The sequence below is a fragment of the Saccharopolyspora sp. NPDC002686 genome, assembly GCF_040295745.1.
Taxonomy (GTDB): Bacteria; Actinomycetota; Actinomycetes; order Mycobacteriales; family Pseudonocardiaceae; genus Saccharopolyspora; species Saccharopolyspora oryzae.
In genome coordinates this window covers 1-10,646 of sequence record NZ_JBEOVY010000279.1, presented here as the reverse complement: position 1 = coordinate 10,646, position 10,646 = coordinate 1, and the positions used below count along the sequence as shown (strand labels likewise).

The window sequence follows — 10,646 nt, the reverse complement described above, 5'->3', positions numbered from 1 at the left end:
CACCGGGTGCAGCCCGGCGATCTGGGCCTCACCTTCCGGCGTCGCGCCCATAGTGCTGCGGAACGCCGGGGTGTCCACCGCGCCGGCGGCGATGGAGTTGACGCGGACGCCCTGCGCCGCGGTCTCCAGCGCGACCGACTTCGTCAGCCCGACGATGCCGTGCTTCGCCGCCGCGTAGGGCGAAACGCTGCCCATGCCCACCACCCCGAGGTTCGAGGCGTTGTTCAGGATCGCCCCGCCACCCGAGGCGAGGATGGCCGGGACCTGGTGCTTCAGACCGAAGTAGACACTGCTCAGGTTGACCTCGATCTCCTCGTGCCAGCCGGACGCGGCGATGTCCTGCACCGCGCCGAACGCGGTCACCGCACCGGCGTTGTTGAACGCGCCGTCGAGCCGGCCGAATTCGTCCACCGCCGCGCGCACCAGCGCCGCGACCTCGCTCTCCACCGTCACGTTGGTGGGCACGAACAGCGCGCGGCCGCCCGTCGCGCGGATGTCGGCCGCCAGCTCCTCGCCGACGTCCTTGCTGCGGGCCCCCAGGACCACTGCCGCACCTTCGGCGGCCAGCCGCCGGCTCGTGGCCTCGCCGATACCGGAGGTCGCACCGGTCACCAGGACCACTTTGGACTCGAAACGCGCCGTGTTCATCTCTTCCTCGAAATGCTCGTCGTCATCGGACGAACCCGATCCTGTCGGCGAAACCCCTTCGAAGCTGGCGGTATTCGGCCATCACGCTCCAACCCGGTCCGCTCCGACGCGCACCGGCATGTCGGTCAACGACACACCGACACCTGTGGACAGGTCGACCCCGCTGTGGACAACTTCCGCAATTTCAATGGAAATCGGACCTCTGATTTCCATTGAAATTGCGTTCCCCGGCACCGTGGGACCGCGCAGAGTTGGGATCTGATGGCGGTGCCGGGAGATGAGCAGTTGTCACTGGGAGGTCCAGGGGGAGCGGACTCCGGTGAGGTCGGTTGAGATCTGCCAGAGGCGGTCGGCGCTTTCGCGGTCGAGCGCGTGGGCTCGGACTCCTCCCTCGTCCATCGTCCCGGCTGGGTCGGCGAGTGGTGCGATGTCGCAGTCCTCGCAGTACAACCCTCCGCGGTCGGTCAGCTTCGGCGAAGTGGCGGCCCACAATCCCGTCGCGGCTCCTTGGCCCGGCGTCTTGAATCCGCGGCCGACGACGTTGCCATCGGCGTCGATCCACCCGAACTCGATCTGCTCGGCCCGGGTCAGATCCCGTTGCAGCTCGGTGAGGATCGGCCCCGGGTGCAGGGCGAACGCCCGGACCCCGTCGGACCGGCCGAGCTCGTCCAGCCGCACGGCCGACAGCACGTTGGCGGTCTTGGACTGGCCGTAGGCCTCCCACTTGTCGTAGCCGCGCTCGAAGTGCGGGTCGTGCCAGCGGATGTCGGACAGGTGGTGGCCGGCGGAGGAGTAGCTGACCACCCGCGCGCCGCCGCGCAGGAGCAGCGGAGCGAGCAGGTTCAGCAGGGCGAAGTGGCCGAGGTGGTTGATCGCGAAATGGCTCTCCCAACCGGGTCCGACCCGGCGCTCCGGGCTCGCCATCACCCCCGCGGCGGCGATCACGAAGTCCAGCTTCGCCTCGCTGCCGAGCACGTGCTGGCAAGCCCGGTGAACGCTGGCGAGGTCGGCGAGGTCCATCGGGACGACCGAACCCCCGATGCCGGCCAGCCGGTCCCGGGCGAGCTGCGGTCGCCGGGCCGGGACGATGACGCGGGCCCCTGCCTCGACCAGGGCCCGCGTGGTTTCCAGCCCCAGTCCGGAGTACCCGCCCGTCACCAGAGCCGTCCTCCCGCGGAGGTCGATGCCCGCCATCACCTGTGCTGCCGTGGAGTCGGCGGAGAAGCCCGATCCCATCGGTGTCTGCTGAACGTGTTCCACGCCGAGAACGCTAGGATCTAGAGCGCACTCTAGGTCAAATCGTCGAGGTGGGCCCATGACTTCCGCGCCGAACGAGGCCTTCACCATCGGGCAGGTCGCCGAGCGCACCGGGATGAGCGTGCACGCGCTGCGGTACTACGAGCGGGAGGACCTGCTCATCGGTCCGGTGCGGCGAACCACCGGCGGGCGGCGGGTCTACACCGAGGTCGACGTGGACTGGCTGCAGATCTGCGTCAAGCTCCGGGAGTCCGGGATGCCGCTGGCCGACCTGAAGCGGTTCGCCGAACTCGTCCGCCAGGGGCCCGGCAACGAGGAGCGGCGGCTGGAACTCCTGGACGCCCACCGCGAGCGCGTCGAGGCGCAGATCAGCGCGCTCGAGGAGTGCCGATCGCTGATCCGGTGGAAGGTCGGCGTCTACACCGAACACCTGCGATCCGGTGCGGCCGAAGGGCTCTGGGATCCGGCGAACCGCGGCTGAACCCGCGGGCCTCCCGGGCGGAAGGCCCGCGGTCCGATCAGCTCGACCCGGTGTCGGACACCCGGAAGTCGCGGAACTGGGCGTGCACGTCCCGGCTCGGACCCCAGGACGTGTCGTGGCCGCCGAAGAAGGTGGAGAAGAAAACGCCTGAGAACGGGATGTCGGCGATCTCGCGGATGCCCTGCTCGCTGAGCACCTGCTGGCCGTCGTACCAGACGGTGATGGTGCCGCTGGTGCGGTCCACCGACTGCTCCACGGTGTGCCACTGGTCGTCGGCCTGCCAGTTCCACGCGCCCAGGCCGACGTCCTCGCCGTAGCCGTCGCCCATCGACGGGTCGTAGACGTAGACCGTGGCCTTCGGCTCGTCGCTGCGGATCCGCCACATGTACCGGGTCGACCACGCCTTGCCGTGCTCGCCGCCGCTGGCCTGCCCGGGCGGACCGCCGTAGAGGCCCGGCAGCTTCCCGCCGCGCCGGCCGAAGTCCCAGTCGGCGGGGAACCGCACCTGGTAGCTCAGGTGCAGCACCGGTGCGTCGGCCAGGTCGTCGCGGCCGATCGAGCGGAAGTCGGTGTAGAACTGGCCGCCGCCCTCGCTCGGGCAGTCGCCGCACGACGGCGCGGAGGAGCCCTTGCCGTAGAACACGTCGAGCGCGTCGTCCTGCGGGGTCATCCGGTCGTACCCGAAGGTGCCCTCGTCGACGACTCCCCACTGCTGCTTCCACGAATCACCGGGGAAGTCGGCGAATCCACCGCTCCAGGACTCGGCGGCGGGGGAGGCCCCGCCCGGGGCCGCGGACAGCGCCAGCAGTGCCGCCAACGCGATTCCCGTCAACCCGGTCAAGCGTCGTTTGCCCACGTCGTACACCTCGCATCTGGCTGTGCTGCGATGTGGACCGGGCGGCGGTGCGGTCTCGCCGGGGGACAGCGCCCCGGCGAAGTCCCAGGACACACCAGGGCCGGGTGATCGGTCAACCGCCGTTGAGGGCTTTCCGCACTCGGTTTGCGCAGCGGTGCCGGTCGTGCTTCGCGGTCGCATGCCGGACAGGATGAAAAGGGCTCATTCCGAGCCGAACTCGGCTTCCCGGGCCACATCCACCTTGACCCGCTGATCGGGCGATCTGCGCTGGGCCGTTCGGGTGCAGTCCGATGGGCCGTCGGGGTCAAGGCGTGAGCTGTGCGCCACAACTTCGCGCAAAGTCCGGTTCATTCACTATCGGATGATCTTAGTTCGATACAGTGCGTGCACATCGGGGACGAGCGAGCGCGCCGAACCAGCGGACGTGCGCCCGCCGCGACCGGTCGCGCACGGAGGGGACCCGGAGCAGGCCGCTGATCCAGCAGCAGCTCCCGGCAGCGCGTCGGTCGTCGGTGGCCGGGCACCGCGCTTCGGCGTGGACGGATGGTTTCCGCACTGGCCAGAACAATTGAGAGTGCGTGGAAGTGACAACCCAGAACGAGTCTTTGGCACCTCTGGAAAGACCGCGAAAGCGCGCCGGTCGGCAGGAGAAGAACTCGATCCGGTCGCGGCTGACGTGGTCGGTCGTCATCCCCTGGATCGTCGTGGTCATCCTCTGGGCGGTCAGTTGCGCTGCATTCGCGTCCGAGGCCATCTACACCCAGATGGTCGCGACCAGCGTCCGGCAGATGTCGCTGCCCGCGATGTCGGCGCTGGAGGAGGTGAAGAAGGAGCGCCTGCTCACCTTCGAGGTCGTCGACCAGCGGGGCGTGGACCAGGCGGGACTGCTCGACCAGCAGCGCAAGACCGACCAGGCCATCGACGCGATGAACCGGGCCGCCGCTGGGCTGATCGATTCGGCGCCGGAGGAGATCCAGCGCTCGCTGACCGACCTGACCGCCTACTTCGACCGGATGGACGGCATCCGCACGCGGGTGGCCTCCGGGCAGATCTCCAACGACGAGGTCAGCGACTTCTACGACGGCCTGTTCGACTCCGCCACCAAGCTGGCCGACGTCCAGGCGAAGCTCACCCTCGACCCGGAGACCCGGCAGGGCGCGATCGCCGCGACCGACCTGCTCCGCGCGGCGGACATGTTCGCCCGTGAAACGTCCCTGGTCGGTACCGCGCTCGACACCGGGCAGCTGCCCGCGGACCAGCACCGGCGCCTGTCGCGCTACATCGACGCGTACCGCAGCACGGTGGAGCAGAACGTCTCGAGCATGCACCCCGTCGTCCGCACCCGGTACGAGAAGCTGGTGGCCAGCCCGGCCTGGCAGCAGCTGACCGGGGTCGAGGACCGGTTCGTCGGCAGCGGCGGGTTCACCAGCGGGGACGACGCGCCGGTGCAGCTCGACGAGTGGCGCCGGCTCTCCGACGAGGTCGGCACCGAGCTCTCCGGCCTGGTGGTCGCGCAGGCCGACGAGGTCTCGGCGGAAGCGGTCGACCGCGGCAGCGATGCACTGTGGACGGTGCTGTGGGGCAGCTTGGCCGCGCTGGTCGTCGCGCTCGTGTCCTTCATCTACGCCCGCCGCGTCTACCGCTCGGTGGTCGACGAGGCGCTGCTGACCCGGCTGCAGGGCCTGCGCACCGAATCGCTGGTGATGGCCAACAAGCTGCCCGAGGTGGTGCGGCGACTGCGCGACGGCGAGGCCGTCGACGTCAAGGCCGAGATGGCCGCGCTGGAGCACTTCGGCAACGACGAGGTCGGCCAGGTGGCGCAAGCCATCCAGCTGTTCCAGCGGCAGGCGATGGACGCCGCGGTCGGCGAGACCCGGGCCCGGCAGGGCGCGCGCGTGGTGTTCGTCGGCATGGCGCACCGGATCCAGCGGCTGCTGCGGCAGATGCACGGCACCATCGACCAGCTGGAGAAGAACGAGGAGAGCTCCGCGCAGCTGGCCAAGCTGTTCGAGCTCGACAACTCCACCACCCGCGCCCGGCGCACGGTGGAGAACCTGCTGGTGCTCGGTGACCAGCAGCCGGGCCGCCGGTGGAGCCGCCCGGTCGCGCTGATCGACGTGGTGCGCTCGTCGATCTCCGAGATCGACCAGTACTCGCGGGTGGTCGTCGGGCACGTGCCGAAGATGATGGTGCACGGCGCCGCCGTCGGCGACACCATCCACCTGATCTCCGAGCTGATCGACAACGCCACCGCGTTCTCGCCGCCGAACACCCAGGTGCAGGTGGACGCCAAGGAGGTCGCGCGCGGTGTCGCCATCGACATCGCCGACCAGGGCCTGGGCATGGACGAGGAGACCCGCGGCCGGGCCAACGCGATGATGTCCGCGCCGCCGGAGTTCGACCGGCTGGTGCTGGAGAGCAACAAGGCCGAGCAGCTGGGCCTGTTCACCGCGGCGCGGCTGGCGCACCGCCGCGACATCGCCGTCGAGTTCGGCGTCTCGGCCTACGGCGGAACCCGGGCCACGGTGCTGATCCCGGACCGCCTGCTGGACGCCGACACCTCGGTGACCTCGAGCAACGGCAGCGGGCCGCTGACCCTGCCGCCGAACCAGGCGGTCCGGAGTGGCGTGGGACACGAGCTCCCGGCGGTGCCCAAGCCGCGCGAGTTGAGCTGGAATGGGGTCATGACCGACGAGCCCGACACGCCGGCCCCGAAGCCGGTCGACACGACCTACGAGTGGCCGCAGTCGGACCCGGCACCCGCGCCAGAGCCGCCCCCGGCCGCGCCGCCGCAGGTGGAGCAGGCGGCGCAGCCCGAGGAGCAGAAGCCGAAGAGCAGCCGGCCGCCGCTGCCCAAGCGGGTCCCGCAGCGCAACCTCGCGGACGGCCTGCGCGATGATCCAGATCAGGAAGATCAGGACGTCGTCGCCACGCCCAGCAAGCTGGCCGGGTTCCGACGGGCGTTCCGCGGCGGATTCGGCGACGAGCCGGCCGACCGCTCCTGAGAGACCAGACGAGAAGCAAGTGTGTGTGAGGTGGCCATGACCGAAACAGCGTCGAAACTGAGTTGGCTGCTGGACGACTTCGTGCAGGGCGTGCACGGTGCCGACCACGCAGTCGTGCTGTCCAACGACGGCCTGGTGATCGCCAAGTCGGTCGACCTGGACCGCGACTCCGCCGACAAGCTGGCAGCCGCGGCGTCGAGCATGCGCAGCATCGGCAAGGGCGTCAGCAAGGACTTCGGTCGCGGGCAGGTAGCGCAGACCCACGTCGAGATGGAGCACGGCTTCCTGTTCGTCTCCGCTGCCGGCAGCGGGGCGTGCTTGGCGGTGCTGTGCTCGTCCGACGCCGACATCGAGCTCGTGGCGTACGAGATGGGACGGCTCATCACCCGCGTCGGCAGCTTCCTGTCGGCCGCCCCCAGGGAAACGCGCGAAAGGACCTGACGGTGGACGAGGCGTGGTACGACGACGAGGCGGGCCCGATCGTCCGTCCTTACACGATCACGCGCGGTCGCACGCCGACCGGGAGAACGCGGCTCGACACGGCCAGCCAGGTGCTGACGGTCGAGCCGCGCCCGGAGCCGCTGCGGCTGGAGCTCACCCCGGAACACGGCTGGATCCTGGACGCGTGCACGCGCCCGGTGTCGCTGGCCGAGCTCGCCGTGCTGCTGGGGCAGCCGGTGGGCGTGGTCCGGGTCCTGTGCAGCGACCTGCTGGACCACGGCGCCGTCTTCGTGCGCTCGCCTCGTACCGAAGTCAGCCGAGAGATCTTGGAGCAGGTGTACCGTGGCCTTAGCAGACTCTAGTCTGGTCGAAAGTCGTTCCGTCCCAGGCGGATCCGGGGCCGAGTCGGCGCCGATCCCGGTGAAGCTGGTCATCGCGGGCGGGTTCGGTGCGGGCAAGACCACGCTGGTCGGCGCGGTCAGCGAGATCCCGCCGCTGACCACCGAAGAGGAGATGACGGTCGTCAGCGAGGGCGTGGACGACGTCACCGGTGTCGAGCGCAAGACGACCACGACGGTGGCGCTGGACTTCGGGCGCATCACGATCTCCGAGCAGATCGTGCTGTACCTGTTCGGCGCGCCCGGGCAGGACCGGTTCTGGCCGCTGTGGAACGACTTGGCGCTGGGTGCGGCCGGTGCCGTGGTCCTGGTCGACACCCGCAAGCTGGAGGACGGGTTCGCCTCCATCGACTTCTTCGAACGGCGCGACATCCCGTTCGTGGTGGCCGTCAACGTCTTCGACGACGCCTACCACTACGAGCCGGAGGAGCTGCGCGAGGCGCTGACCATCTCGCCGGACGTGCCGATCGTGATGTGCGATGCGCGGGACCGGGAGCTGGCCAAGACGACGCTGCTCACCCTGGTGAAGCGGGCGATCGACAAGCTTCCGTCCACATAGGACTCGCGAGAGCGGGGAGGGGCGCCTGGAACGGGATTCCAGGCGCCCCTCGTCGCGTCGGGGATCAGGGCTCGATCGGCTCGGTGCGGCAGCGGAAGTGCCGCAGCACCTCCGGGTTGTGGGTCAGGCGGTAGCCCGGAACCTGCTCGGGGTTCTTGGCGATCTCGCCCAGGACGTCGGCGACGTACTCCATGTGGCTGCGGTCGTAGACGCGGCGCGGTAGCGCCAACCGGACCAGCTCGAACGGCGGCGGGGTGACCAGCTCGTTGTTCTCGTCGAACTCGCCGAGGAACAGCGCCCCGCCCGCGGCCCGGATGCCGCCTTCCCGGTACAGCGCGCAGGTGAGCGCGTGGTCGGGCAGGTGGTGCGGCTGCAGGTGCGGCAGCAGCGCACCGGCGTTGACGTAGACCGCGTGCAGCCCGGTCGGGCGGACCGTCTCCACGCCCGCGGCCTGCAGCCGGTTGGCCAGGAACCCGGCTTCGTGCTCCCGGTCGGCCAGGTAGTGGGGGTCCAGCACTTCGCGCAGGCCCTGCGCGAGCTGCTCCAGGGTGTGTCCGGTCAGGCCGCCGTAGGTGCGGAAACCCTCGGTGGCGATGACGTCGACCTCGCAGCGGTCGGCCAGCTCGGAATCGTGCACCGCGATGAACGCGCCCTCGTGCGAGAGCCCGTCCTTCTTGAGGCTGGCGACCACGGCGTCGCCGAACTCGAACGCCTTGCGCGCCACCTCGCGCGGGCTCCAGTCCTGGTAGCCGGGCTCCCGCCGGGTGACCAGCCAGGCGTTCTCGGCGAACCGCGCGGCGTCGAGCACCAGCGGCACGCGGTGCTCGGTGGCCACCGCGCGGATCTCGGCGAGGTTGGCCATCGACACCGGCTGGCCGCCACCGCCGTTGTTGGTGATGGTGACGACGATCTGCTTGACCCGGGAGCCGTCCGGCCCGGCGAGGACGGCCTTGACTGCCTCGACGTCGATGTTGCCCTTGAACGGTGCGTCGCCGGCCATGTCGAACAGCTCGGGGCTGGGCAGGTCCCGGGCCTCGGCGCCGATGCGCTCGACGTTGGCCCGGGTGGTGTCGAAGTGCATGTTGCTGAGGCTGATGTCGCCCGGCCCGATCAGCGCGCCGAACAGCACCCGCTCGGCGGCCCGGCCCTGGTGCACGGGCAGGACGTGCTCGTGCGGCACGACGTCGCGGACGGCGTCGCGGAACCGGAACCAGGAGTCGGCGCCGGCGTACCGCTCGTCGGCCCGCTGCGCCCACGCCTGCTGGTCGGTCGACACCGCGCCGGTCCCGGAGTCCGACAGCAGGTCGATGCTGACCTTGTCGCCCCGGATGTTGAACGGGTTGTGGCCGGCGCGGTCCAGCTCGGCGATGCGCTCCTCCCGGGTGGTGATCGGGATGGGGCGCACGACGGCGGACACGAAGGGCCGGAGATGCGGCATGCGGGGTGCTCCCTACGGTTCTCTGACGGGTTGACCGGGCGGGGTGCCCGGCGGCTCGGGGGTTCGCCTAGTTCTGGACGGTTCCGCCGTAGGCCTCGGACGAGAGGTACAGCGAGGTCCCGGTTTGGTTCGGACTGAGCCGCAGCGAGATGTGCGCGAGCAGTCCGGCCTGGGCGTCCAGCGGGCGATCGGTGAGCGCGGTGAGGGACCCGTCCAGCGCCGCGGGGTCGAGGTGGAGGCGCTGCAGGTGCTGGGCGACCCGGTCGCGGGCCACCCCGTCGTGCGGGACGTAGTCGCGGATCGGCAGGTAGAGGCTGTAGTTGCTGGGCTTGTCCAGGTCGCCTGAGACGAAGGAGTAGCTCGACATCAGCGGCCGCCGGTCGAAGACCTCGGTGCCCGGGGCCAGCACCGAGCAGAATTCGCGGACCGCGCTGGGGTCGATGCCGGGCACCGCGCTGGCGGCGAGCTCGGCGTCGGCGGCCCGGGCGTTGAGCTGCCGCACGTAGAGCTTGACCCGCGCCTGCTCGCTGTGCTCGAGGTCGATGGCGAAGAACGTCGGCAGGTCCAGCCCTTCGCGGCGGAGGGCGTGGTTGGTGACCAGGTCGAACGCGTTCGGCATGCCCAGCCGGTCGAAGGCCTCGGCGACGACCTCCGGTGCAGCGTCCTCGCCGTGCATGTCGGTGTTGAAGTAGAGCTTGAACGACGGGTTGCCGCGGGTGTCGAAGATCAGCGAGAACGCCCAGGAGAACCAGCTCTGGGGCTGTTCGGAGGTGAAGAGGTCCTGCACGGCTTCCAGGCGTTCCAGGGCCAGGTCGTGGCGTTCGGCCAGTTCCGCGACGAGGTCCTTGGACGCTTGCAGGTTGGCCACCGGGCTGGGGTTCTCGGCCAGCCGCTCGAGGTGGATACGCAGGTGCCGGGCGCCGTTGCTCTCGAACTGGACGGAGTACTCCACCGGGCTCGCGTCGTCGGCGACGCCGGAGGGCCACAGCGGCGGTTCGGACAGCGAGCGATTGGCGACCGGTCCGAGCATTTCGCCGACGAGGTGCGGAGGCGTGCTCTTGTCTATGCCGATGACGTCGCAGAGGTTCTGCAACTGCTTTTTCGTTAACTCGCCCAGCGTTCTCTCGGCAGGACTCATGGAAACCCCGATCCATGTGACTCGAATCCGTGGCATGCCCCTCGCACAGCCTGAGGCGCGGTCACGCTAATACGTGCGTTCCGGACATGCCAGGTCCACTGGCGTGATCTTCGGCATCTCTTACTTTTGCCGGTGCACAGCGCAGGTCAAGTGCGTCATGCGGGCACCATTGGACAGTGCGGATGAGATCGATTCGTGATGGAACGGTGATTCCGATTCGGAATTCGGTTTGTTACAGGTTCGGCGTTGTTCGCAATCGGGTGAACCGCATCGGAATCCTGCCCGATTCGGTCGTGCTCGGAGTTCACGTCGACTTGTCGGGCGGGGGCTCCGGGATTCATCGTTCGTTCGAGGACGTCGTGGTGTCCCGGGTGGACCGATCGACCCGGGCGATCGGTCCACAGCGGCCGGGTCAGCGCCCCACG

General features: G+C 69.7%; 10 protein-coding genes. 5 read left to right on the top strand and 5 right to left on the bottom strand.

From position 1 onward, the window contains the following. Both ABTZ89_RS28825 and ABTZ89_RS28820 read right to left on the bottom strand, forming a co-directional pair. Nucleotides 1-648, bottom strand: a 648-nt coding sequence (locus tag ABTZ89_RS28825) for an SDR family NAD(P)-dependent oxidoreductase (RefSeq protein ID WP_351050482.1), incomplete at its 3' end; no start/stop codon positions are given. 288 nt (nt 649-936) lie between these two features. Then, nucleotides 937-1,908 carry an oxidoreductase gene (locus ABTZ89_RS28820; protein ID WP_351050479.1) on the bottom strand — a complete coding sequence of 324 codons (972 nt, stop codon included), beginning with the start codon at nt 1,906-1,908 and terminating at the stop codon, nt 937-939. Between the two features lie 55 nt (nt 1,909-1,963). On the opposite strand from ABTZ89_RS28820, the gene ABTZ89_RS28815 reads away from it, so the two are divergent. After that, nucleotides 1,964-2,386, top strand: a complete 423-nt coding sequence (locus tag ABTZ89_RS28815) for a MerR family transcriptional regulator (protein WP_270954607.1) — start codon at nt 1,964-1,966, stop codon at nt 2,384-2,386. A 37-nt stretch (nt 2,387-2,423) separates the two neighbouring features. Here the strand turns inward: ABTZ89_RS28815 and ABTZ89_RS28810 are convergent, their stop codons facing one another. Continuing rightward, entirely contained in the window at nt 2,424-3,242 is an 819-nt protein-coding gene (locus ABTZ89_RS28810; RefSeq protein ID WP_351050475.1) for a polysaccharide lyase, read from the bottom strand. A gap of 584 nt (nt 3,243-3,826) precedes the next feature. Between ABTZ89_RS28810 and ABTZ89_RS28805 the strand changes: the two genes are divergently transcribed. Genes ABTZ89_RS28805 through ABTZ89_RS28790 form a run of 4 tightly spaced genes read left to right on the top strand, consistent with a single transcriptional unit; the run spans nt 3,827 to nt 7,645 of the window. Further along, nucleotides 3,827-6,247 carry a sensor histidine kinase gene (locus tag ABTZ89_RS28805; protein WP_351050472.1) on the top strand — a complete coding sequence of 807 codons (2,421 nt, stop codon included), beginning with the start codon at nt 3,827-3,829 and terminating at the stop codon, nt 6,245-6,247. 36 nt (nt 6,248-6,283) lie between these two features. Beyond that, nucleotides 6,284-6,688 (top strand): roadblock/LC7 domain-containing protein, encoded by a 405-nt coding sequence (locus tag ABTZ89_RS28800; protein WP_270954424.1) that lies wholly within the window; start codon nt 6,284-6,286, stop codon nt 6,686-6,688. 2 nt (nt 6,689-6,690) lie between these two features. After that, a complete protein-coding gene (locus ABTZ89_RS28795) occupies nt 6,691-7,050 on the top strand; it encodes a DUF742 domain-containing protein (protein ID WP_351050468.1) in 360 nt (119 codons plus the stop codon). Between the two features lie 58 nt (nt 7,051-7,108). Further along, nucleotides 7,109-7,645, top strand: coding sequence for a GTP-binding protein (locus ABTZ89_RS28790; protein WP_408641994.1), 537 nt, complete (start codon nt 7,109-7,111; stop codon nt 7,643-7,645). A 64-nt stretch (nt 7,646-7,709) separates the two neighbouring features. Here ABTZ89_RS28790 and ABTZ89_RS28785 read toward each other — a convergent pair whose 3' ends face one another. Further along, nucleotides 7,710-9,083: a tryptophanase gene (locus tag ABTZ89_RS28785; RefSeq protein WP_351050465.1), complete on the bottom strand. Its 1,374-nt coding sequence runs from the start codon at nt 9,081-9,083 to the stop codon at nt 7,710-7,712. A gap of 67 nt (nt 9,084-9,150) precedes the next feature. Further along, nucleotides 9,151-10,176: a tryptophan dimethylallyltransferase family protein gene (locus tag ABTZ89_RS28780; protein WP_351050462.1), complete on the bottom strand. Its 1,026-nt coding sequence runs from the start codon at nt 10,174-10,176 to the stop codon at nt 9,151-9,153. Nucleotides 10,177-10,646 lie beyond the last annotated feature (470 nt).

Bases quoted from the DNA above. Each gene is read 5' to 3' on its own strand.
- ABTZ89_RS28785 (WP_351050465.1), bottom strand. From the start codon at position 9,083: ATGCCGCATCTCCGGCCCTTCGTGTCCGCCGTCGTGCGCCCCATCCCG.
- ABTZ89_RS28815 (WP_270954607.1), top strand. From the start codon at position 1,964: ATGACTTCCGCGCCGAACGAGGCCTTCACCATCGGGCAGGTCGCCGAG.
- ABTZ89_RS28800 (WP_270954424.1), top strand. From the start codon at position 6,284: ATGACCGAAACAGCGTCGAAACTGAGTTGGCTGCTGGACGACTTCGTG.